The following is a 25124-nucleotide window of genomic DNA, read 5'->3' as shown; positions in this document are numbered from 1 at the left end:
TAAACATAATACACATTTTAAGTGTTAAATGTTAAAAAAAATAACGATTGCGTATTTTGATGTTTGAAATACGTTGCAAACAAAACTCTTAAAATGGTATATTTGCCGCAACATTATTATTTAAAATATTGAGAATGAACAACGCCGTTGCTGGATTTTCGAAATTATCCAAAAAAGAGAAAATAAACTGGATTGCAGAAACCTACTTTTCAAATCCCGAAGAAGCACTTTCGATTATAAGAAATTACTGGAATTCAGACGAAAAGCTTCAGCAGCTGCATGATGAATTCATCGAAAATACGATTACCAATTTATACATTCCGCTTGGAATTGCACCTAATTTTTTAATCAACGGAAAATACAAAACCATTCCAATGGCTATTGAAGAAAGTTCTGTTGTTGCTGCAGCGTCTAAAGCGGCAAAATACTGGTCTTCAAGAGGCGGGTTCAAAACTACTATCATTGATACCGAAAAAATAGGACAAGTTCATTTTACCTTCAGCGGTGATGCCGAAAAATTACATTCCTTTTTCGATAAAATAAAACCAAAATTCTTTTCAGAAACACAGTCTATTACCAAAAACATGCAACAACGTGGCGGCGGTATTTTAGATATAAAACTTAAGGACAAAAGAAGCCTTTTAGAAAACTATTATCAGCTTCATGCCACTTTTGAAACCAAAGACAGCATGGGCGCTAATTTTATTAATTCGTGCCTTGAACAATTTGCAGCTACTTTAAAAGAAGAAGTACAAAACGAAAACTTACTTGCTGAAGGTGAAAAACTAGAGGTGATTATGAGTATTTTATCTAATTACGTCCCAAATTGTCTTGTTCGCGCCGAAGTTTCTTGTCCGATTGAAGAATTGGCTGAAAAACATATCACAAATCCTCAAGACTTTGCTGAACGTTTTCTTCAGGCAGTTCAAATTGCAGAAGTAGAACCTTTTAGAGCTGTTACACACAATAAAGGAATCATGAATGGCGTTGATGCCGTAATTCTTGCCACAGGAAATGATTTTAGAGCTGTAGAAGCTGGTGTACACGCATATGCTTCTAAAAATGGTCAATACGCCAGTTTATCACACGCGAAAATAGAAGACGGAATTTTTACATTCTGGCTTGAAATTCCGCTTGCATTAGGAACTGTCGGCGGTCTTACTTCACTTCATCCTTTAGTAAAGTTTTGTCTTGAAATATTAGAGAAACCATCTGCAAAAGAATTAATGGAAGTTGTGGCCGTGGCTGGTTTGGCACAAAATTTTGCTGCTTTACGTTCTTTAACGACAACAGGAATCCAAGAAGGACACATGAAAATGCATCTTAATAATATCATCAATCAATTTGAAGCTACAGACGAAGAGCGTCATTTGATAAAAGTACATTTCAAAAAAACAGCTGTCTCTCATAGCGCTGTAGTAGAATTCATTGAAAGTTTAAGAAAATAACGAATTTAAAAAATCCAATATTTAAAGTTTTTGAATAAATACCAAATCCCAAAATTGAAATTTGGAATTTAGATTTGGATATTGGAATCTATATAATTATAAGGACAAAGTATGTCAACAACCTTTTATAGTAACGGAAAATTATTTATCGCTGGGGAATATTTAGTATTAGATGGAGCTGATGCTTTTGCGTTACCTACAAAATTTGGACAAAATTTAATTATTGAAGAAAAAGACACCAAAGAAATCGAATGGAAAAGTTACGACTTTGATCAGCATTTATGGTTTGAGGAAAAAATTTCGTTTGATGAAATCATAAATCGTCCAGAAATAAAAGTGGAGACTGTAAAGTCGACATTAATCGACATTCTTCATGAAGCTTATGTTTTAAATCCTAAATTTATTGATAATGCCAAAGGTTTTAGCGTAAGTACAGAATTGTCTTTTCCAAGAAATTGGGGATTAGGCACCTCTTCTACTCTTATAAATAATATTGCTCAATGGGCAGAAATTAACGCTTTTACTTTATTAAAAAATAGTTTTGGAGGAAGCGGCTATGACATTGCCTGCGCTCAAAACAATACGCCGGTTATATATCGCATCAAAGATAATTTTGTACAACAAGTTGAATTTAATCCTGATTTTAAAGAGCATATCTATTTTGTTTATCTAAATAAAAAACAAAACAGCAAATCGGCAATTTACGCTTATAACAATAACAAGAACCATAACTTAGCGCACAGCGTATTAGAGAATAACAAAATCACTCATGAAATTCTTCATGCAAAGACCTTAAAAGAGTTTGCTGTTGCGGTTCAAAAACACGAAATCCATTTGAGTAATATTCTTGAAATGCAGACTATTAAAGAAGCTCTTTTTTCAGATTTCAATGGTGTAATAAAAAGCCTTGGCGCTTGGGGCGGCGATTTTGTAATGGTTGTTTCTAAAGAAAATCCGAAAGACTATTTTCTTAAAAAAGGATATGAAACAATTCTAACTTATGAAGAAATGATTTTGTAAAAAATAAGATTAAAAAAGTATTAAAAGTTTACTTTTTTATTTTTTACATTTTGTTTTGTTTCCAAACGGCGAACGTTCTGGCTTTCTTGTTCGTTAGACTCTATTAGTCTATTATGCAGGCGTTCGGCCATTTTTTCAATACTGTTTGTAATAGAATCATACACCAATTCCATACGGCGGTGTTTCTCTTCTTTTACCGCTCTTAAAACATCTTCAACAAAAACTTTATCATATTTTTCTGCTACAGAATCACGAGTATTCGTTAATCTAATAACATAATCGTTACTTAAGATGGTAACTTTAAAGTGCTGCTCTTCATTACTTAAATAATATTTTCCTCCCAATTCATCTACATTGATGTCGGTACTGCTCACTTTCAAAAGTTCAATTATAATACCATAAATATGACTCTCAATTTTGGTATATACTCTTGGCTTTTTCTTAAAAAATTTAAAAGTAAAAAACATTAAATGTCTGATTATTAAAGTAATTTTTTGGTTTTTTATGAACTGATTTTATTTTATAACGAAAAAGTATGTTAAATGAAAAATCGGACAAATTAACTGTAATAATTTGAATATCCCAAATTTTTTAAATTAAATTTCGATTATATCTATATAAGAAAATTAACCCGTTTTTATTACAAAAATATAATTTTACAATTTGCATTAAAAAACAAAACCCGAAACATCTAATGTTCGGGTTTTAAATTATTGCGAAATAACTAAATTCTAGTAGTTGAATTGTAGTCTGTTATCTTCAATTTTAGCATTGTTTTTCAAAGCTGGCAATACTCTGTTAGCATCAGATGCACTTTGTGCTTTTACTTTTTCAACATAAGCTGCATGATTTGCAATTGCAGGCGCTTTTACTGTTTTGATGTTTTTTACAACATAAACCCCAGTATTTCCTTCAATTGGAGCAGAAACTTTATTAGCTGCTAAAGCAAATGCATTTCCAACAACTTTTGGCTCTTGTCCAACACCTCCAGGTAAAACTGGATTGTCTAAAGTTACATCAGTAGCTTGTTGTACAGCAACACCAGCACTCTTAGCAATTGCTTCGATAGTTGAGCCAGTCATTTTTGCTTTTAATAATTCCGCTTTTTTCTTATTTTTCAAGATAGATTCTACGTAAGGTCTTGCCATAGTTACAGAAACCAAACCTGATTTGTTTTCACCTTTGTATTGTGCAATAACGTGTCCGATATTAGCCAATTCAAAACGCTTAACATCACCTGTATTTGTTTCTTTATCAAAAGCCCATCTTACAATGTTACGTTGGTTTCCAAGAGGACCAAACGCTTCATCCATAGCTTTTGCAGTTACAGGAGCAGAAGGTTTTAAACCTAACTCTTTTGCAGCAGCGTTAAAATCTTTTTTACCAGCTTCCATTTCAAATTTAGTAGCCAATGTAAATACTTTATCTGATGTAGCTTCAGAAGGCTCAATTTTTTGAGCGATTGTAGCTAAACGAATTCCGTCTTGTTTGTCTGTAATTTTAATAATGTGGAAACCAAAAGGAGTTTCTACTAAACCAACTTTACCAATACCGTTGCTGAATACAAAATCATTGAATGGTTTTACCATTTGGTTAGGACCAAAATATCCTAAATCTCCACCTTGCTGTGCAGATGAATCATCTGAACTTGTAAAAGCAAGCATCATGAAACTATCTGGATTAGCTTGTACTTGAGCTAAAACTTCTTCCGCTTTTGCTTTTGCTTCTTCTTTAGTTCTTTTCTCTTTTGGATTTGGAGTTTGAGATCCTTCATAACCAATTAAGATATGACTTGCTTTTGCATTTACACCAGCTTTAAATCCTAAAGATTTAGAGATTGCATAATATCTTCCGTAAACGTATGGTCCGTAAATAGCACCTGCTGGCAAGCTGAATAATTTGTCAGCATCTACAGCTGGTAAAGCATTTTTAGGAACATAAGTAGAATCGTAAGGAACATCAGAATTTGAGTTTACGAATTCTGCAACGTTTGTTGCGCTTCTAAAACCTGGCAAAGTATCTGTTTTACCTGTTTTTTCGTTATATTCTGATCTAGCACTTAATAAAGCTGTTAATTTAGCTTTGATTTCAGCTTCATCTTGTTTTGATGGTTTGTCTTCTACTAAAACATACTGAATTTCACGAGTTTCGTCTGCTTTGAATTTTTTCTCGTTTTTCTTCATGTAGTCAACAATTTCTGAATCAGAAATTTTTACTTCACTGTCTTTTATAGAAGAATATAAAGCTGCAGCATAAGCAAAGTTTACTTTGTTTGACTCCATTTCATATTTCAACTTTCCTTCGCTTGCTGTAGTATAAAGTCCAGATTTGATTAAAGTATTATAGATTTGAAATTTTGCGTTTAACTCAGCATCTTTTTCTTTTTCAGCAATAAATTGTGCTGCTTCTGGATTTGCTTTAAAGTAATCTTTGAATTTTACAATATCAAAAATTCCCGCTGCGTTTAAAAACATAGGGTTTTTACCAATATTTGGATCTGCTTTTAAAACTTCGATAAGGTGTTTTTCACCTACTCTTAATCCTAATTTTTCGAATTGTGTTGACAACAATGCGATTGAAACCTCTTGATCCCAAACTCGGTTTGCAGCTTCAGTGGAAGTAATTCCTTGACCACTTTTTTCAACATTACTAACTTTAATTCTAAAGTCTTCAAATGAAATATCTTTTCCATCGATGCTTCCTACATCTTTTGAACTTTGACTAAATGTTCCTTTACCGATAAGATCTTGTATTATAAATGCAAATAATGCAAGTGCAATAACTCCAATCAATAAAGCGGAACGCTGTCTAATTTTTGCTAAAACTGCCATTTTATTGTTATTAATTTTATATTCAGTTTGCGAAAATACAATTATCTAGTTAATAACAATACAACTAGCGTTTTATTTTCGACATTTTTTTTCATTAATTTAAAAAATCATTCTTTAACTGTCAATTTCACTAGTTCAATCTTCTTATTTGAAGCTTCTTTGATGACAAAATGATATTTATCTATTACAATTTTATCTCCTTTCTGCGGAATTTCTTTGGTATGATACACAATAAAACCTCCTAAAGTGCCGTACGCATCTTCTTCTGGAATCATCAATTTATAGGTTTCATTTAGATATTCCACATCTAAACGTGTAGAAAACAAATACTTGCCTTCTTCTAATTCTTGTTCGATTAATTCTTCATCCAAATCGTGTTCATCTTCAATTTCTCCAAAAAGCTCTTCTACAATATCTTCAATCGTAAGTATTCCAGAAGTCCCTCCGTATTCATCAAGAACAACTGCGACATTTTTTCGTTTTTTTATCAGCAGACTCAGAACATCTTTAATTAAAATTGTTTCTGGAACATTCTCAACCGTCATCAAAACTGATTTGATTGTGCTTGGCTTTTTAAACAAATCAAATGAATGCACGTATCCAACGATATCGTCTAAAGAATTTTGACTAATAATAATTTTCGAATATCCTGTTTCTATAAATAATGCTTTTAGATCATCAACAGAATCAAAAAGATCGATATCTACAATTTCTGTGCGAGGCGTCATAATATCGCGCGCTTTTACACCCGAAAATTCTAATGCATTTTGAAAGATCTGAATTTCAGAATCTACTTCTTCGTCTTCCTCAACATCACTTAATTGTTCGTTAATGTAGTTCCCTAACTCTACCTTACTAAACAACTGAATCTGATCTCCAGCTGTTTTGAAAAATTTTCTCAAAACAAAATCGGCAATCCAGATAAAAAAGGATGATATATAATAGAATAGGCGATAAAATAAGTAGGCGGGAACGGCAAAAATCTTGATTAATGAATTAGCATAGATTTGAAAAAAGACTTTAGGAAAAAACTCAGCCGTTAATAAAACAATAAAAGCAGCTACCAAAGTCTGAACAAGCAAACTGATCCAATCTGAAAAAACAAAACCTAGATTCGTAATCCATCTTAGTATTACATCGCCCATAAAAAAGCCATAAATGACCAATGCCACATTATTACCAATGAGCATAGCTGCGATAAATTTGGAAGGATTCTCGGTAAGTTTTGCCAGAATGCGCGACAAAAAAGTATCTTGTCTTTTTTCTATTCCGAGGTAAATTTTATTTGAGGAAATAAAGGCTATTTCCATTCCCGAAAAAAAGGCTGCTAGTATTAAACATATTATTATAATACTAATTTCCATTTTTTACTGTTTTTTGTTTTTGTCTTCAAATTTCTTGACAAATCTTCTCCTAAAGAAAAACATAAATATTGCCATACCTGCGATAATAAAACTTAAAGCTGCGGTATCGTTTTCTTCATTCAACTTTGTAAAACCGTCGTAAATAAAGTAAACTGCAAAAGCAATGTAAATGTATTGTGTGTATTTTAAATATCCCATATTTTTTATTCTAAACCTTCGTCTGATTCAATTTCACCGCTTATTCGCTGTGAATTAATCACTTTAAAATCTTTACTAAAATCAATTCCCTGACCAAAAGAAACTCCTTTTGCATCCGTTAACTTAAATTTTCTTTCGGTATAAAACCATTCATTTTTCTGATCAAAATAAAGCTGTTCTGTCTCCAAAACCTGTCCTGCTTCAGAAGCAATTCTAACTTTTCCAATCAAATCAATGATTCCTGTATTCTTATACGAAACAGCATAGTTTCCTGTTATAAAAGTACGTTTTTGTTTTTTATCATACAAAGTAACATCTACACCTTTTGGAAATTCGGTAAATGGAAAATCTAAATTCGAATAATCGAGCATTTTAGGACTTATCAAAACAGTCGAAATACGACCAGAATCGGTATACTTTATATTTACCGTATCGGCATCACTGGCAGGTACAAATTCTGAGAAGTTAATTTTTTGAACTTCTTTAAAATTACTCTCGCAGCCAAAAAACATTGTCACGGCTATAACCGTGACAAATAGAATACTATATCTTTTTGGTAAATTCATCTGCCAAAAGTAGTAAATTGTAGTGAGCTTAAAAAAGATAAATTATATGTTTAGTTGAATTTACTCTTCACAAACCATTTATCATTGAAAGAGAAACTAGCACTGAAGTTTAAATAATTCTCTTGAACTAAGTTAGAGGAAACTGTTCCTCTCTTTCCGAATTCGATACCAATATTCACATTAGAAAAAGTTCCAGTAATTGGAAAACCTGCTCCTAAAGTCATTCCGACATCTTTAATTGATTCGTTATTTACAATCAAACCAATTTTTTCATATTTCAATCCGGCTCTATATGTAATTCTGCTTAAGTAACTTGTAAACGATGTGTAATTAGGTATAAAATAACCTCCTACCGCATATTTAGCATATTTCTCATATTGTACATTTGAGCTTTGATTATAGTAGTTTGACAATTGTCCGTTGCCTTGAAAAATCATACTAGTTCCTACAAGCCATTTTCTTGCTTCTCCAATTCCCGCTCCAATAGTTAATTTACTAGGAAGTGTTAATTTTTGAGAAACTGGGCTATATGTGTAAGGATCTGGATCTCCGCTCACGGTAATTACTCTTGTATTGTCAGAATTTAATTTACTATCTAATGTGTAGCTTAAACTAGTAAACAAACTCATTTTTTTATAAATTTTAGTTTGATACATCGTTCCTAAATTAAAGCTGGCACCAGACAATTCTGAGGTATTTACTTCAGAAGTTGTGTTTTGAACACCTGTTATAGCTTCAATACTAGTTGTTGTAATTTTACCAAAATTGTACTGCACATCTGCTCCAACACTCCAATGTGGTTTAATTTTATAAGCCAAAGCAAAGTACACTTTATTTACACCACCTTTTCCTTCAAGCTGTGCACTTGTAGCTCCTTCTGTTGCTGTATTATCATTTAGGATTTTGTATCCTACAGAACTCACAGGAATTAAACCGAAAGAAGCTCCAAATTTACCCATCGGAATTCCTACAGCTAAATAATCAAACGTAGAGCGTTGTGCTTTTTCTGATTGTTCGTTGGTTTTTAATGTCGAAGTTGCGAACGTTCCCCCCACAGTAAATGTAGTCTGTCCCAAACCTGCGTAACTTGCAGGGTTATCAATATTTAAATGGATACTGTCCTGCTCTACTGCTACTCCAGCCATAGATCTAAACTCAAGAGTACCTTTGAATCTTGAATCACCAATTCCGTAAAAAGAATAAGGGGAAGCTGTTCCTTGCTGAGCAAATGAAGCGAACGATATAAGCAGACAAGCGCTTACTATAATTTTTTTAATCATTGTCGATTTTATATTGATATGTTTGGTTCAAACTCTCCAAAAGGAAATTTGAATTGGCAAATATGGTATTTTTTAATCGTTTAGCCAAAAAATCTGCATCGCCTCCCGTTAAAATTATGATAAAATTTGAAAATTGTACGCGATATTCATCGATAAAACCGTCAATCTCATAGACGAAACCATTGACAACACCAGAATGAATCGCCTGTGCAGTGGAGTTCCCAATATAAGATTCTGGCGACTCAAAAGTCAGCAAAGGCAGTTTGGCCGTGAAGTTATGCAAACTTTCATATCGTAATCGAAGTCCGGGAGAAATAGCACCGCCCAAATAATTGTCATTTTCGTCGATGAAATCGTAGGTTATGCAAGTTCCGGCATCTATAACTAATCTGTTTTGTTTTGGAAACTTTAAAGTCGCTCCAGCTGCCAAAACCATACGATCTATTCCTAATGTTTTTGGTGTTGCATATTTATTTGTAAACGGAAATTTGTCTTCGTGTGTCAAAAAATGCACTTTCAGCTCTTTTTCGAACAATAAAAAAGACTCTTTTTCTATTTTTCCGACTGATGCTGCAACCAAATCTGTGCATTTTGGAAACTTTTCTAAAATATTTTTAATTTTTTTTTCGAGTTCATTTTTGTCGAAAGTAAAATTTTCCAAAGCAGTATTACCCTCAAAGACAGAAGCTTTAATTCTGGTATTCCCAACATCGACGGTTAAAATCATATTTGATATTTTGTTTTTGCGAAGATACGAATTGATTTTTTCTTTAAAATGTTTTGCACAAACCAAAAATGATTATATATTTGCACCCGCAACAAGCACGGTACCTTAGCTCAGATGGTAGAGCAATGGACTGAAAATCCATGTGTCCCTGGTTCGATCCCTGGAGGTACCACGAAACCCACTCAAACGAGTGGGTTTTTTGTTTTTTACAACTTTCTGAAAGATTTAACCGCAAAGAACGGAAAGAAAGACGCAAGGGTCGCAAAGTTTAATAATAACTTTGCGACCCTTGCGTAAATCTTAGCTTAGAGAGCTATCGTGATTGCAGTTAAGAAAAACTATTGATGAAATACTGAAACCGCAGGGAAATAATATCCTGAAAAGCTTACTCCCGAAGTTTTAGCACCAGAATCTGCATTAAAGAAATACAAATTATTGTTTGCAAAATTAGCACCAAATCCAGAGTCTACAGTGTTTACAACTAGATTGTTTTTCTTTCTATCGTATCCTATTCCTGCTCCATATAATATATTTACTCCTGTTAAAGCAACAAAAGGTTTCGCCAATGAAGCAACATCTCCTGTATACTTATAAATTTCTTTACCACCGCTGAAACTTGCATTTTTAGCAATAAAAACATCATTTTTAGCAGCAGCGATCGATCCTGGATGCCACGCACCCCAGCTTCCGTATGCTTGGAAACCTAATGCAATTTCGGTTACTTCAAGATTATTCGAATCTATATTTATAAGTTTTGTTCCGCCTGCTGCCCACACTTTTTTATCATCTGTAACGGCAAAACCTACAGCCATTCCTGAAATAGTTTTCTCTACAGCCAAAGTCGAAGCGTTAATAATAAGAACACCTTTTGTGGCTGACAATGCAAAAATGTAATTATTCACTTTAACAATATCTCCCACCTGACCAGTAATTCCATCAACTTGACCGTTTAACTCCATTGTGTTAAGGTTCAACTTAAATATTCCTTTTCCTGAAGTTAACAGTGCTTGATTTTCGTTGATAGCAGCTATTGCACGCCAATCATTGCCGCCTTTTGCCTCGATTCTTTTTTCTTCTTTTAATGAATAAGCGTCAGCCACAACAACAGGACCGCCTACTTTTGAAACTAAAAATAATTTTTTGTTGATGATCGTTCCAAATTCCAATGTTGATGATTCTGGTTTTAAATTTTTATCTGGATTCACTTTTACAAAAACACTGTCTTCTATTGCTTTTGTATCATATCTATAAAAGCCAACTGTTCCTGTTCCATGTCCGAACCAGCCTTCATTAATCATGAAAAAACCATTTTCATAAGCGCCCCACGCGTGTATATCATAAGTAAGTGTTACCTCTCCACCGCTATTTTTGGCAGTCATATTAATTTTAAAATCGCCTCTTTTTTCTGGATTAAAAGTAAAAGTAGAATCAGCGCTTACTACTTTTCCGTCTACTGTCCATTCGAAGGATAAATTATTTCGGTCTTTTATTTTTGAACTTAACTTAAGTGTTTTTCCAATTGTCAAAGTGTCTTTTAACTGCTGTTCGCCGTTTATTACTGGAGGAGCTGTAAAATCATCGTCATTATTACATGAAGTTATTAAGACTGCCAAAGAGGCAATTGCAATTAAATGCCTGAAAAAAAATTGGGTTTTCATTATTAAATATTTAAAAAATTATCACTTGACTTTTAATCGACATTCATTTTAATTCATAGAAATAATTCTACAAAGCAAATTGTACAGCGATTTGTTTAAATGATTTTTAGCAGAGAAAAAGGAAAGTCGAAAACAGAATTGTTTTACGATATCATATTTGCAGAAAAAAATCTCATAAACTTTATTTTGGCTTACGAGAATAGAATAACCAAACAAATACCCGTTCACAGAATGTGAAAAGTACTTGTTCTTAATTCTAGCTTCAACCCCCGAAAGCTATTATTACTATAAAAATGGCAGGTCTTCTGACTTGCTCCCTACACCCAGCCTTCCCTTTCTAATTGAAAAGTGGCATATTAAAGGGTTTCAGTTAATGAGCTTACAGCTGCGGGACAGTTTTGGATTTTCACCAAATTCCCTTTTAATGTCACTATTTATCGAAATATGACAACCATTTTCTGATTCAAATTTTGAGCTGCAAATCTAGTACTTTCTTTTTTAAGAAAACAAGCTGCTCTTGTAATTAAAAACTTTAAAAGAGATCTCAAATTTAATTTATCAAGAAGTAACTTATTAAAGCACAAAAAGTCAACAAATAATTACTTTTTGTTAAAAAAGTATCAAGTGGATAAAAAATTATCTTATATATTCGTAAAACTATATTTTTATCTTTCATTTACTAATAAGATTATAAAGCAGTTTTATGAGCAAAACTTCTACTAAAGGCATTTGGAAAGTGATTTCGGCCTCTTCTATGGGCACCATGATTGAGTGGTACGACTTTTATATCTTCGGCAGTCTGGCTGTTGTTATTTCTACTAAATTTTTCCCGAGTGATAATCCGACTGCCGCATTCTTATCTACTCTTGCTACTTTTGCTGCAGGATTTGTTGTGCGTCCGTTTGGGGCTTTATTCTTTGGAAGGCTTGGCGATATTATTGGTCGTAAATATACTTTTATGGCGACTTTATTATTGATGGGAGGTTCGACTTTTCTAATTGGATGTATTCCGAGTTACGAAACGATTGGTTTCCTTGCTCCTTTATTAGTATTGATTCTGCGCTTACTGCAAGGCCTTGCGCTAGGAGGTGAATATGGGGGTGCTGCAACTTATGTAGCAGAACATGCCCCTGTGGGAGAAAAAGGCTATTGGACTTCATGGATTCAAACTACAGCTACTGTTGGTTTATTTATTTCGCTGATGGTTATTCTTGCGACTAAAAATATTCTTTCAAATGAAGATTTTGATTCTTGGGGCTGGCGTGTTCCGTTTTGGGTTTCTATCGTTATGGTCGGCGTTTCTTATTTAATTCGAAAAAATATGGACGAATCTCCTGTATTTGCAAAAGCGAAAAAAGAAGGAACGACAAGTGCTAATCCGTTAAAAGAAAGTTTTGGAAACCGATACAACTTAAAGTTCGTTCTTTTGGCATTATTTGGAGCCACTATGGGACAAGGTGTTGTTTGGTATACAGGACAATTTTATGCGATGAGCTTTATGAAAACGGTTATGAATGTGGATTCTTCGCAAGTTGATGAATTGTTAGGAATTGCACTTTTAATAGGAACTCCGTTTTTTATTTTTTTTGGATGGCTGAGCGATAAAGTCGGACGAAAGTATATTATGATGTTCGGAATGCTTCTTGCCATATTATCGTACCGCTCTATTTATCAGGAGATGTACAACACCACTTCTTTAAATCAGAAAACTGAAATTGCCGAAAACCTTAAAGAAACTAGCGAAATTAAAGCGGATGGCAGCAGGATAATTACTATTCAAAAAAAATATACTGATGGTACAACCGCTTTGGAGAAAAAAACGTATATCCCTAAAAAAGAGTTGCAAACAAGTATTTCAATTACAATTAATTCGAGCGATAAATGGATGTTAATTTTCTTAGTTTTTATACAAGTTATTTTTGTAACGATGGTGTATGGTCCAATTGCCGCTTTTTTAGTTGAAATGTTTCCAACCAAAATCAGATACACTTCGATGTCACTTCCGTATCATGTTGGTAACGGAATTTTTGGCGGACTGCTTCCTGCCATTTCTACTTATTTTGTAATACACGCCAAAGCCGCCGGAAAAGAAGATTTCTATCTAGACGGTTTGTGGTATCCTATTATTATCGCAGGAATCTGCTTTGTAATCGGCATGGTTTATATTGAAAACAAAAACAAAACTACTCACCTTTAAAATTTAAAAAAATTATGAATGCCGTCAAACAAATTTTAGGGGTTTTATGGATTGCTTTAGGAGCAGCAGCAGCTTATTTCTGCGTATTTGAATTTGGTTTACCAAAACTCCTCTCAGATCAACAAGACGATCTGGTATTTGGTGTAATTATTCTTTTTATTCTAACACCGCTTATCGTTATGGGTTTAGGAACTTTTGGTTATTATTCTTTAATTGGCGAATACAACAAAAAGAAATAAATCAAAAAAAGGTATAATAAAAGGGCTGTTTATTTTCATAATACAGCCCCTTTACATTACTAACCAAACCAAAATCTTAATTTCTCAGGTCATTATTTTTTAATGAATTTTACAACCTGAACTTTATTTTCTTCATTATAAGCTTTTACCAGATATAATCCTGTTGTTAAATCATTTACGTGAAATTGAAAATCAGAATTTCCATTTGTTTTAAATGATTTTACTAATTGTCCTGTTACAGCATAAATTTCTACTTTTGAAGCTGCAAAACTCAATGTAAAATAATCTGCAACCGGATTTGGATATAAACTAACCAAATTTTCTTTTTCAAAATTTTCGATCGCTAAATTAGCTTGTTTATTTCCGTAAATTCTAAATTCTCCAGGGGCTAAATTTATCGGTGAAGTCACATCTGCAACATTTAAAGTGGTATTATCCATTAAATTATACCAAGTTCCAGGATATTGAAAATTGGGTGTTAAATTCTGAGCCGTAACATCAAAATTCGCTAGTATCACAACATCTTTTAACTGAGTTGAAGCTAGACTGCTATTGGTAATTTTAATATTTACTGCCAACGAATTTGCATTTGTCATTGTTGCATTTCCTAAAAATACTGGTTCTACCGTTTTTAAGGTGATCATTTTTACCCAATCGTTATAAATTTTATTTCGATTCGAATCTCCAAGCCAATTTTCTGTCCATTGCGGTTGTGGTTTTGTGTCCAATTTACAATCTCCAGAAATTGTTGCTGATTCGTCATTTACAGTTCCGTTATTACAGCTGAAAATAGAATCGTCCATTCCTAATTCTCCAAAATGCCAAATCATTTTTGGCCCTGGAACCAGTAACGAAACCGCCCCAATTGCAGACATTCTTGAAAGAGCCGTATTTAATGTTTTTACATTATAACTTCCGTTTGAAGCGCCATATTGAACATTTTTATACATTAATCTTTCTTCGTCATGACTTTCTGCATAACCCATCAAACGATTTGCTATAAAACCACGGCTTGAACTTGTCATTCTCGAAATATTACTATCTGATGAATATCCCATCGATAACTGATTGTATGGATTTGTCATTTTTCCCCACATCATAATTCCTTTACTTGGCGTTTCTGCAACTTTATAATCTGCCCATTCTTTTTCTTCTGCATCAGTTCCTAAATGTTCAAAAATGGTATAATGTGTTGGATCCAAACTCCACGAATAATCAGCATATTTTTTCAAAATATCTACTCGATCCTGCTGATATGCATTGGTACAGCTTTCGTCTGAAGCCGTACACGCCTGAGTAAATCCTTTTGTTAAATCCCAACGGAAACCATCAATTTTATATTCTTCAATCCATTGTTTTACGACACGTTCTACATAATATTGTGTTTTTAGTGAAGAATGATTAAAATCTTCTCCCACACTATAAGTATGTTTTGCAACTGTATTAAAGTATGGATTTTCTGCTGTTGGAGAACCAAAACCATCGCCATCAGGATCATTCATCCACATTCTCACCATCGGATTTCTTCCGAAAGCGTGATTCAGCGCAACGTCCAAAATAACTGCGATTCCGTTTTGGTGGCATAAATCAATAAACTCTTTTAACTTATCCGAAGTTCCGTAGAATTTATCCAAAGCCATATGAAATGAGGTATTGTAACCCCAGCTTTCATTGCCTTCAAATTCCATTACGGGCATTAATTCGATCGCATTTATTTTAAGGTTTTTAAAATAATCGATTCTGTCAATTAAGCTTTGATAACTTCTTGATGCATCAAAATCACGAACTAAAACTTCGTAAACAACTAATTTTTCTTTTTCAGGTTTTACAAAATTGGTTACCTGCCAATTATAAGGGGTTTGTCCTGTTTTTAAAACTGTAACCTCAAAACTTTGTCCTGCAGGATACGCCGGCATATTTGGGTATTTTGAAGCAGGAATCCAAGGATCATCATAAGGAGATAAAACCAAAGTAGAATAGGGATCGGCCGTTTTTACCATTGCTGGTGAATTTGCTAAAGGAGTTGCATCGACAACCCAATATTGATAGGTATTTACTGCGCCCGAAACTAATCCTGTAAGTTCTAACCAGAATTTACCAGATGTCGGGTCTTTTTTCATGGCATAAGCCGAAGTTGGCTGCCAATTATTAAAACTTCCTGCAACGTAAACAAAATCTTTAAGCGGAGCATCTAAAACCAAAGTGGCTTTTGTCGCATCTGAAGTATTATAGTTGATTCCATCAACCAAACCATTCGGCATCGCCTGAGAAACTGTATTAGGATTTACTACAACTGAAAACTTCTTGACAATTGTTGTTGCTCCTTGAGTAATCGTCAATTCGTAACTTTGATTATTGGTGATGTTCGTATGTGTATAAGAATAACTTGAAGTACTTGTATTTGAGTTTATTGTTGTTCCGTTTCCTTTTAAAGTATAACTCGCCGCTCCATTTGTATTTGTTGCAGTAATATTAAAACTGGCTCCAGAAGCAATAATTGAAGTACTGTTTTCTACAGGAGCAGTCAATGAAGCTTGAAAAGATCCCACTTCAACCGTAATATCCTGCGATTTTTTATCTCCCGTTCCATCTTTGGTTTTTACTAGAAAGCCTATTCTGCCTATTCCGTTTCTACTAAAATAGGTAGATGGAGTTAAGGTTTTTGTATAAGTATCTGTTCCTGCGTTATAAGTAAATTTGCTGGCTTCGTTTGAGGCAGTCCAAGAACCATTGGAAGGAGAATCCATTTGATTTGTATCATTTACATCATAAGACCAAGACCAAAGATATAAGGCGTGAGTTGCACTTATTCCCCAAGAAGTCTCGTTGACACTGCTGCCGTTAATTGTAATAGTAATTGATGTAGTATCTTCAAATGTTGCTGGGTTTATTGAATAAGTAACTGTTTGTACTTGGGCAAAAACAGTTACTGCCATCAATAAAAATATTGATAGTAAAGTTTTTTTCATAATCAGTGTGGTTATTTGATTAGTTAGTTTGATTAAAAAAGGGCTATCTGGAGATAGCCCTTTTTCAGTTATTAACTGAAGTTCTTATTGATTTGGAATCATCAAATAACTTCCGTCTAAATCATTGAAATAAATTACATATTTAGATTTTGCTACTGGTATGTTATCCCCGGTTCCTCCACCAGAAAAAGCAGTAGTTCCACCCCATGAAACATCCCATGCATTATTTGCTCTAAATTTTGCTTCTCCATCATTTAAATTTGTTGCTCCTAACGACCACGCATGTTTGTCAAAAGTCGATTTATCTAATGCAGTAGAAGCATCCCAGCCTCCAGGAGTACTGCTTCCTATAACACCAACAGTATCATATAATTTTGCTATTGCTGCAGCATCTGCGAAAGGTATCAAAGTATATTTTAAAGTTTTGGTATTAAACTGGAAATTATAATATCCATCTGCTGGAATTGTAAATTCACCCGCATTGTTTTTAATTTCAATCGAACTGTCATCTGCTTTCCCCAACTGAGAATCCCAGCTTCCTTTTACAGATATTAGTTTAAAGTTACCTGCTTTAAAATATCCTACAAATTTATATTTTGTATCATCCTTACCGTCTCTGAACATTGGCTGATGTTTGGTGTCAACATTGTTGTCCCATCCTCCAGCTACAGCAGCTCCTATTAAGTACCAGTCTGTAAATTCATATTTAACTTTTCCAAGATACGGTGTAACTGTAATTGTAATTAAACCTTTTGATACTTGAGAAAATCCTCCAGAAACATTTGCAGTAATCTTTACATCATATTGTGCAGCAACTTCTGGCTGTCCTCCAAGATCAATTGCTGCCTGATTCAATTCTCTCGCAAGTACAGAAACTTCAGTAATACTGTTTGTGGTAGTCTGCAATGTTTTTGCAGTACTAAAATCACCGCCTTTTTTGTCAATTAACAAGCTATATTTTACTGCCACAGCTGTAGAATATTCTGCAGCTGACCATTTAAATTTAGCGACCTCTTCTGCAGCTTTTTCAACATCTAGAACATAATTTTGTCCTGTTGTTGGTGCAGTAATTTCTGGTGTTGAAACAACATCAAGAATTGGTCTTTCTTCGACAGCATCTGCATTACACGAAACTGCCAATACACCAATAAATGCGATTAAAACTTTATATATATTTTTCATTTTTCAGTTCTATTAGGTGTTAGTATCCTGGATTTTGTTTTAAAGTCGGATTAGCCTGAATTGTTTTCGCAGGAATAGGCATTAAATCTCTAAAAGATTCTGTTGCAACACCATTCATTGTTCCACCTTTCCATTGCCATATTTTAGCTCCTCCTGTGAATTTACCAAAACGAATTAAATCCGTTCTTCTGTGGCATTCCCAAAATAATTCTCTACCTCTTTCTGCCAAGATAAAATCAAGATTCAAATTTGCCGCAGATATTGTCGCTGCTTGAGCTCTTGTTCTAATTTGGTTAATGTAATTTACTGCAGTTGCAGTGTTCGCAGTACTTGCTCCTCTAACCGCAGCTTCTGCATACATTAAATAAGCATCAGAAATTCTAAAAACTGGGAAATCTGTATCAGGAATATCAGTTCTTTGCGCTGGCGAACCATCAGCTTTTTTGTTGATGTATTTTGTTACAGCATAACCATCTGTAAATGTTGATACATTCGTAATATCTAAAGCTTGTCCATCTGTATAGAAAGTTCCTCTTTTGTCTCCAGTAGCTGTTGCATCAGGGAAAAGAGCCACAAACTCTTTACGAGTTCTGATACCTTGCCATCCTCCGTCCATTCCTCTTGAAGCAGCATCCATACTTCCTCCAATAGAAGCGTGAAGAATAAAACTCATTCCTCCACCAGTTGCTCTAATGGCATTTCCATCACTAATGATTGGGAAAATAACTTCATTTTGAGCACCATTCTTGTCATTATCTGCTGAAAATAAATACGCATAAGGAACGTTTGCAAATGTATATCCTGAGTTAATGATTTCTGTACACAATGTACCTACTTCATTATTTCTTTCTGTTCCAGTATACACTTTAGAATTTAGATAAATTTGAGCCAGCAAAAATTTAGCAGCAACTTTATCAATTCTTCCATACTCATTTGTTCTTGCGTTTGGAAGACTAGTATCCAAATCTTTTAATTCAGATTCTACAAAAGCAAAAACTTCTGCTCTTGATTTTTGAACTGGATAAAAGAAACCAACTGGATCAGCTTCTGTAGTAATTGGCACATTACCAAATAAATCCATTAAATTAACATAAGAAAAAGCTCTTAAGAAACGAGCTTCTGCTCTAAAAGTTGCAATTTCAGTTTTAAGACTAGCATCAACTCCTCTTTCAGTAAGCTTCTCATCTGTAGTTTGTCTTAAAAACTCATTTGCCAAACTGATGTGGTAAGATGCTCTTGAATAAGTTCCGTATAAAAACTCATTTTGAGGAGACCAAGTCTGTGTGTTTAATGTTGGCAAAGTACCATCAGCCCAAGCAATAATTGCTTCATCTGTTGTAAATTCCTGAGTTACGAAAAGTAAACGCAGGTAACTGCTGAAATCCCCGCTAAGACCAGCAATATCTGCAGTTCCGTCACCATCATTACCTCCAACATATAAACCAGCATATAATTTTGCTAAAACCTGCTTATAAGATGCCGGATCCTGAAAAAAGGTTTCAGATAAAAATTCATCGTCATCTTTAGGCGTCACGTTCAAATCGTCAGTACACGAAGTAAACGTCATACTTATTCCTAGGATGAATAGGAAAAAATAAGATATATATTTAAATGATATTTTCATTTTGTGTGTTTTAAATTTTGTTTTTCAATGTACTATTAGAAACTTGCATTTACTCCAAACAAGAAAGTTCTTGCTCTTGGGTAAACATTACCATCGATTCCGTTGAATTTTTCCGGATCTAACCCATCATATTTTGTAAGTACAAAAACGTTTTGAACACCCGCAGAGAATCTTAAAGAAACATCTTTCAATAAAGATTTATCTAAAGTATACCCAAGAGTTACGTTATCTAATTTAATGAAAGAAGCATCTTTTATATAATAATTAGACAAATAACGTTGTGTTCCGTTATCTTCAAAAGTAAATCCTGTGTTTAAATAGTCTGAACTTACATTAGATAAATCTGTTTGTCTTCTTAAACCAGCATCTGAATAACCCATATTAGAATTTACGTTATCAAAAATGTAATTTCCTAAACTTGCTCTCCAGTTCATTGTAAAATCAAACTTTCTGTAATTTAAAGTTGAGAATAAACCGAATGTATAATCAGCTGTTGGTTTTTTATATCTGTAACGATCATTAGCGTCAATTTTACCATCATTGTTTCTATCTACATAAGCACCAGCAATAGGTTTTTTGTTTGCATCGTATAACTGCTCATATACGAAGAATGAATTTGGAGCAGATCCAACAGTGTTAATTAACACCTTGTTTCCATTTCCTCCTTTAATGTTATCACCTACTTCATAACCTTGGAAACCTTCAACTGTTTGACCTAAGCTTTCAATTTTCTGATCTAGATAAGTAGCATTAACAGCAACATTCCAAGTTAAATTATCTTTTTTAATAATATCTGATTGAAGACTAAACTCAAGACCTTTAGTTCTTAAATCCCCAATATTATTAAATCCTTGATTTCTTAAGTTAGCTCCATCTGGAACTAATACATCAGCTAATAAATCTGTTGATTTTTTATCAAAATAGTTAACAGAACCAGTAATTCTGTCATTTAAGAATCCGAAATCAACTCCAATGTTCATCTCTGCAAGCTCTTCCCATTTGATATTTTGGTTGTAACCTTCTGGTCGCGCTGTTCTGTAAACAACACCATTAAATACATACTGAGTATTAACTGTACCAAGAGTTACTCTTCGTAAATAATCATACTGTGCAGAAATATCCTGCTGGCCTGTTGTACCGTAACCAACTCTTAATTTTAAGCTCGAAAGTGTACCATTATCTTTTAGGAAAGATTCTTCAGCAATGTTCCATGCAAAAGCACCTCCCATAAAATTACCCCATCTATTTTCTTCAGAAAAACGAGATGTTCCGTCTCTTCTGTAGTTTAAAGTCAATAAGTATTTACTATCCCAACCTAAATTTAAACGACCAAAGAAAGATTGTAAATTGATATCTGGATCAGTGATAACATCTTCATTTCTAGTTGCAGCAGGTTGTGTAAGTGCTCCTGATTGGTATTTTTCTTTTTGGAACAACTGATAGTTATAACCAGCAGTTGCATCTAATTTAAGTTTCCCTAAATTTTTACTGTAAACAAAATATGTATTTAAATTTTTGTTTTGAAGATCATCAGTATAAGTCTCATTGTTTCCTAAATTAACCCAAGTTCCTGAACTAAATGCAGTTGGCTGATATCCTAAAGCACTTTGATTACTTTGTCTATTGTATCCGCTGCTATCAAATCTATCAATACCAGCTTCGGCAACGATTCTTAAATCTTCAAAGAAGTGGAATTTATAATCTAAACTAATGTTACCCCATTTTCTGGTAGATTTAGATCTTTTATCTTCTTGGTTTAATCTTGCAACTGGATTCTTAGCAGGTAATAATGCTAAATTCCCATTTGACTCTAACCATTCGAAATAACCTCCGTAACGAGAACCTGCCTGATAAGGAGATTGCGTAGGATCAAAGCTGATGGCTGCTCCAATAACCGCATCTTCGTCTTGAAATTGATTTTTGCTAAAAGATAAATTTCCGCTAATATCAATTTTTAAGTGATTATCAAATAAAACTGGGTTTAACGATATCGATGTCGTAGTTCTTTCAAAAGAAGTATTTCTTAAGATTCCAGGATTATCAACATTTCCAACAGATAAACGTACTGGTAATTTATTAAATAAAGCACCACTTACAGAGATGTTATTATTTGTAGTTAATGCTGTATGGAAAATTTCGTTCTGCCAGTTTGTACTTGCAGTTCCCATTAATGCTTTTTGAGCATCACTTCCTTTTGTATTTACAAAATTACGGAATTGGTCTGCATTTAAAACATCAACTGTATTAGTAACTGTATTAACACCAACTTGAGAGCTGAAATTAACTTTTACACCACCTTTAGTACCTTTTTTAGTAGTAATTACAATTACCCCATTTGCTGCACGAGAACCGTAGATAGCAGCTGCAGAAGCATCTTTAAGAACTGTAAAAGACTCAATATCGTTTGGATCAATCGTAGAAAGAATACTTGTAGCCCCACTAGGAACAGCATTACTCAAAGGAAGTCCATCTAAGATAATTAATGGATCGTTTGAAGCGCTTAAAGAAGATCCTCCACGAATTCTAATATCAGCTTTTGCTCCTGGAGCTCCTCCTCCAACAACATTTACACCAGCAATACGTCCGCCGATTAAACTTTCTGGAGTTACGTTGATACCTTTATTAAACTCTTTAGAAGAAATTTGAGAAACAGATCCTGTAGCATCTTTTTTCTTAACGGTACCATAACCTACTTGTACCACAACTTCCTGAAGTTGATTAGTATCTTCTTCTAAAGAAACATTTAAAGTTTTTTGACCTGTGAAATCAATCGTTTGCGTTTTGTAACCAATAAAAGAAATAACGATTTTGTTTCCAGGTTTAACATTTGACAGTTGGTAATTACCATCAAATCCTGTTGATGCTCCGTTCGGTGCACCTTGTACATTTACATTTACTCCAGGTATTGGCTGACCTGTTGCTTTATCAACAACAGTCCCGCTTAAAGTGCTTTGAGCTAACACTGTAAACGGCAACAATAGGAATAAAAATAACAACTTTTTGTAAATTGTTTTCATACTTTTTGTTTAAATTAGTTTTGAGTTTTTGAACGTTAGTTAAGTTTTTAATTTTACTTCGAATTTCAAAATTATGAATTTATTAACATGATCGACCGGACACAATTTATATTGAGTTACGAAAACGTGGTAGTGTTGAAAACTTTCTATATTTTGTAATCTTTTCAGTCAAAAATTATCAATTCTAAAAATATTAGATACCTTTATTAATAATTAGATTTTTTTCAATAATTATATGAAACGCAAAATAACCCTAAAACAGATTGCAAAAGAACTCGACGTATCCATTTCAACTGTCTCAAAATCACTTAGAAACAGTCTAGAAATTGGAGAAGAAACACGTGAAAAAGTTCAAGCTTTTGCAAAGTTTTACAACTATAAACCAAACAACATTGCCCTTAGTTTAAAAAACCGAAAAACCAAAAGTATTGGTATTATCATTCCGGAAATTGTACATTATTTTTTCTCTACTGTTATTAACGGAATTGAGCAGGTTGCCAACGAAAATGGATATAGTGTAGTAATCTGTTTATCGGATGATTCTTTCGATAAAGAAGTCCTAAATATGGAGATGTTAGCCAACGGAAGCATCGACGGATTTATCATGTCTCTTTCTAAAGAAACGCAATACAAAGGTGATTTTCATCATATTACAGAGGTTATCAATCAAGGTATGCCCGTTGTAATGTTCGACCGTGTAACGAATGATATTTTGTGCGATAAAGTGATTATTGATGATAAAGCCGCTGCATATGAAGCGGTTCAAAGTCTGATAGATAACGGAAGAAAAAAAATCGCGCTGGTTACAACTGTAGATTATGTAAGTGTCGGAAAATTGCGAACTGATGGTTATGAAAAAGCACTTTTGGACAACGGAATTCCTTTCAATGAAGATTTAATTATTAAAATTGAAGATGTGGATACCTGCGAAATTACCATTTCGGAGCTTCTACACGCCAGAGCTTTTGATGCTGTTTTTGCTGTAAATGAGCTTTTTGCGGTAACGATTATCAAAACGGCAAGCAAAATGGGATTAAAAGTCCCTGAAGATTTAGCTGTTATTGCTTTTACTGACGGAATCATTTCTAAATACTCCACTCCAAGTATCACAACTGTAAGCCAGAGCGGTGAAAAAATGGGAAACAAAGCAGCCAAAATGCTGATTGAAAGGCTGGAAGCAGAACATGACGATGATGAAGAAGAAAACGAAAATTACACAACAGAAGTGATCGAAACACATCTTATAAAAAGAGAATCTACTGACTAATTTTCTTAAAATCAACCTATTCCAAAGCCATAAAAAATATTTATGGCTTTTTTATTAGCATTAATAAAAAAATAATTTATACTTTTACGCCTGTCAAGGCTTTTAGTTTTACTTCGAAAAAAACAGCAAGTTTTGATAAGCAAAGCGCTTATCGTATAATTTTTCAAATTACGATAATGGAAAAGCGTAAATTAAGTTTCTGGGAAATTTGGAACATGAGTTTCGGTTTCTTAGGAATACAAATGGGGTTTGCACTTCAGAATGCAAATGCCAGCAGAATTCTTCAAATTTTTGGTGCCGACGTACATGAACTGTCGTGGTTTTGGATTATTGCTCCTCTTATGGGATTGATAGTACAGCCGATTATTGGTCATTACAGCGATAAAACCTGGGGAAGATTCGGCAGACGAAAACCTTTCTTTTTAGTGGGAGCCGTTTTAGCTTCGGTAGGATTAGTTTTAATGCCGCAAGCCAATATCTTCATTTCAATTTTACCAGCTTTATGGGTTGGAGCCGGAATGTTAATGATTATGGATGCTTCTTTCAACATTGCTATGGAACCTTTTCGTGCTTTAGTTGGAGATAATTTAAGAACAGATCAGCGTACTGCCGGTTTTAGTATTCAAACTTCATTAATTGGTTTTGGAGCCGTAATTGGTTCAGCACTTCCGTACATCTTAACGAAGTATTTTGGTGTATCAAACAGTTCAGTTCCTGGAAGTGTACCATTAAATTTAACTTTGTCTTTCATAATTGGTGCTGCCGTTTTAATCGGTTCCATCTTGGTGACTTTATTTTCTACAAAAGAATATTCGCCACAAGAATTAGCCCAATTTGAAGATCCTCAAAACGAGGAAGAAATCAAAGAAGAAGAAAAATCAAAACTTACAGACATTTTTACTGATTTTGCAAAAATGCCAACTACAATGCGTCAGCTTAGCTGGGTGCAGTTTTTTTCTTGGTTTGGTTTATTCGGAATGTGGGTTTTTACCACTCCGGCAATTGCACATCACATATACGGTCTGCCGCTAAACGACACTTCGAGTCAGCAATATCAAGATGCCGGCGACTGGGTCGGAATCCTTTTTGGTGTTTACAATTTAGTTTCGGCAATTATCGCGCTGTTTTTCCTGCCGTATATTGCTAAAAAAATCGGACGAAAATCAACACATTCTCTCTCTTTAGTCATTGGAGGAATCGGATTAATTTCTATTTATTTTATGCCTAATGAAGACTGGGTTGTACTTCCGATGATTTTAATCGGCGTGGCTTGGGCAAGTATTCTGGCAATGCCATACGCAATTCTTGCAGGATCTATAACACCTAAAAAAATGGGTGTTTATATGGGAATCTTTAACTTCTTCGTCGTAATTCCGCAAATTGTAAATGCACTTATTGGCGGGCCAATTGTAAAATATCTTTATAATGGCGATGCAATTTATGCTTTGATTACCAGCGGTGTTAGCTTTTTAATTGCCGCAGCATTGGTTTATAAAGTTAAAGACGTAGACGACATCAATATTAAATCATAAATAAG

At 33.9% G+C, this 25124-nt stretch carries 18 protein-coding genes, 1 tRNA gene and 1 riboswitch; of the genes, 7 read left to right on the top strand and 12 right to left on the bottom strand.

The genetic code is table 11. From position 1 onward, the window contains the following. Positions 1 to 134 precede the first annotated feature (134 nt). Together ACFSC2_RS12855 and ACFSC2_RS12850 are read left to right on the top strand one after the other, a co-directional pair. The gene (locus ACFSC2_RS12855) at positions 135 to 1448 is read left to right on the top strand and encodes a hydroxymethylglutaryl-CoA reductase, degradative (protein ID WP_379815029.1); all 1314 of its coding nucleotides are present in this window, start codon (positions 135 to 137) and stop codon (positions 1446 to 1448) included. Between the two features lie 111 nt (positions 1449 to 1559). Continuing rightward, the gene (locus ACFSC2_RS12850; protein WP_379815030.1) at positions 1560 to 2468 is read left to right on the top strand and encodes a GYDIA family GHMP kinase; all 909 of its coding nucleotides are present in this window, start codon (positions 1560 to 1562) and stop codon (positions 2466 to 2468) included. Between the two features lie 20 nt (positions 2469 to 2488). On the opposite strand, the gene ACFSC2_RS12845 is transcribed toward ACFSC2_RS12850, so the two are convergent. The 7 genes from ACFSC2_RS12845 to ACFSC2_RS12815 form a co-directional block, all read right to left on the bottom strand. After that, the gene (locus ACFSC2_RS12845; RefSeq protein ID WP_379815031.1) at positions 2489 to 2935 is read right to left on the bottom strand and encodes a hypothetical protein; all 447 of its coding nucleotides are present in this window, start codon (positions 2933 to 2935) and stop codon (positions 2489 to 2491) included. A gap of 264 nt (positions 2936 to 3199) precedes the next feature. Next, a complete protein-coding gene (locus tag ACFSC2_RS12840) occupies positions 3200 to 5299 on the bottom strand; it encodes a peptidylprolyl isomerase (protein ID WP_379815032.1) in 2100 nt (699 codons plus the stop codon). 107 nt (positions 5300 to 5406) lie between these two features. Further along, the gene (locus tag ACFSC2_RS12835; protein ID WP_379815033.1) at positions 5407 to 6663 is read right to left on the bottom strand and encodes a hemolysin family protein; all 1257 of its coding nucleotides are present in this window, start codon (positions 6661 to 6663) and stop codon (positions 5407 to 5409) included. Between the two features lie 3 nt (positions 6664 to 6666). Beyond that, positions 6667 to 6861 (bottom strand): hypothetical protein, encoded by a 195-nt coding sequence (locus tag ACFSC2_RS12830; protein ID WP_379815034.1) that lies wholly within the window; start codon positions 6859 to 6861, stop codon positions 6667 to 6669. Positions 6862 to 6866: 5 nt separating this feature from the next. Continuing rightward, entirely contained in the window at positions 6867 to 7427 is a 561-nt protein-coding gene (gene lptC, locus ACFSC2_RS12825; RefSeq protein WP_379815035.1) for an LPS export ABC transporter periplasmic protein LptC, read from the bottom strand. 50 nt (positions 7428 to 7477) lie between these two features. Next, positions 7478 to 8707, bottom strand: a complete 1230-nt coding sequence (locus ACFSC2_RS12820; protein ID WP_379815036.1) for a hypothetical protein — start codon at positions 8705 to 8707, stop codon at positions 7478 to 7480. Further along, positions 8700 to 9434 (bottom strand): type III pantothenate kinase, encoded by a 735-nt coding sequence (locus ACFSC2_RS12815; RefSeq protein ID WP_379815037.1) that lies wholly within the window; start codon positions 9432 to 9434, stop codon positions 8700 to 8702. The genes ACFSC2_RS12820 and ACFSC2_RS12815 overlap by 8 nt, the downstream gene beginning before the upstream one ends. Before the next feature lie 99 nt (positions 9435 to 9533). Between ACFSC2_RS12815 and ACFSC2_RS12810 the strand changes: the two genes are divergently transcribed. Continuing rightward, positions 9534 to 9606, top strand: a tRNA-Phe gene (locus ACFSC2_RS12810). Between the two features lie 166 nt (positions 9607 to 9772). On the opposite strand, the gene ACFSC2_RS12805 is transcribed toward ACFSC2_RS12810, so the two are convergent. Next, complete coding sequence (locus ACFSC2_RS12805) at positions 9773 to 11092, bottom strand: DUF5074 domain-containing protein (RefSeq protein ID WP_379815038.1); 1320 nt, start codon at positions 11090 to 11092, stop codon at positions 9773 to 9775. 278 nt (positions 11093 to 11370) lie between these two features. Continuing rightward, positions 11371 to 11563: riboswitch (cobalamin riboswitch) on the bottom strand. Positions 11564 to 11795: 232 nt separating this feature from the next. Here ACFSC2_RS12805 and ACFSC2_RS12800 point away from each other — a divergent pair. Both ACFSC2_RS12800 and ACFSC2_RS12795 read left to right on the top strand, forming a co-directional pair. Continuing rightward, positions 11796 to 13289, top strand: coding sequence for an MFS transporter (locus ACFSC2_RS12800; protein ID WP_379815040.1), 1494 nt, complete (start codon positions 11796 to 11798; stop codon positions 13287 to 13289). 14 nt (positions 13290 to 13303) lie between these two features. Then, a complete protein-coding gene (locus ACFSC2_RS12795; RefSeq protein ID WP_379815041.1) occupies positions 13304 to 13528 on the top strand; it encodes a DUF6814 family protein in 225 nt (74 codons plus the stop codon). Between the two features lie 92 nt (positions 13529 to 13620). On the opposite strand, the gene ACFSC2_RS12790 is transcribed toward ACFSC2_RS12795, so the two are convergent. From ACFSC2_RS12790 to ACFSC2_RS12775, 4 genes are all read right to left on the bottom strand, one after another. Beyond that, positions 13621 to 16497 (bottom strand): alpha-amylase family glycosyl hydrolase, encoded by a 2877-nt coding sequence (locus tag ACFSC2_RS12790; protein ID WP_379815042.1) that lies wholly within the window; start codon positions 16495 to 16497, stop codon positions 13621 to 13623. A gap of 84 nt (positions 16498 to 16581) precedes the next feature. Continuing rightward, positions 16582 to 17679, bottom strand: a complete 1098-nt coding sequence (locus tag ACFSC2_RS12785; RefSeq protein ID WP_379815043.1) for a SusE domain-containing protein — start codon at positions 17677 to 17679, stop codon at positions 16582 to 16584. A gap of 19 nt (positions 17680 to 17698) precedes the next feature. Then, the gene (locus ACFSC2_RS12780) at positions 17699 to 19303 is read right to left on the bottom strand and encodes a RagB/SusD family nutrient uptake outer membrane protein (RefSeq protein ID WP_379815044.1); all 1605 of its coding nucleotides are present in this window, start codon (positions 19301 to 19303) and stop codon (positions 17699 to 17701) included. A 35-nt stretch (positions 19304 to 19338) separates the two neighbouring features. After that, positions 19339 to 22320, bottom strand: a complete 2982-nt coding sequence (locus ACFSC2_RS12775) for a SusC/RagA family TonB-linked outer membrane protein (RefSeq protein ID WP_379815045.1) — start codon at positions 22318 to 22320, stop codon at positions 19339 to 19341. Positions 22321 to 22555: 235 nt separating this feature from the next. Here ACFSC2_RS12775 and ACFSC2_RS12770 point away from each other — a divergent pair, with 235 nt between their 5' ends. Together ACFSC2_RS12770 and ACFSC2_RS12765 are read left to right on the top strand one after the other, a co-directional pair. Then, a complete protein-coding gene (locus tag ACFSC2_RS12770; RefSeq protein ID WP_379815046.1) occupies positions 22556 to 23587 on the top strand; it encodes a LacI family DNA-binding transcriptional regulator in 1032 nt (343 codons plus the stop codon). A 176-nt stretch (positions 23588 to 23763) separates the two neighbouring features. Beyond that, a complete protein-coding gene (locus ACFSC2_RS12765) occupies positions 23764 to 25119 on the top strand; it encodes an MFS transporter (RefSeq protein ID WP_379815047.1) in 1356 nt (451 codons plus the stop codon). Positions 25120 to 25124 lie beyond the last annotated feature (5 nt).

This window comes from Flavobacterium artemisiae (genome assembly GCF_042678225.1).
Taxonomy (GTDB): domain Bacteria; phylum Bacteroidota; class Bacteroidia; order Flavobacteriales; family Flavobacteriaceae; genus Flavobacterium; species Flavobacterium artemisiae.
The sequence above is the reverse complement of the archived record's forward strand: the minus strand, read 5'-3'. Positions and strand labels throughout refer to the sequence as shown.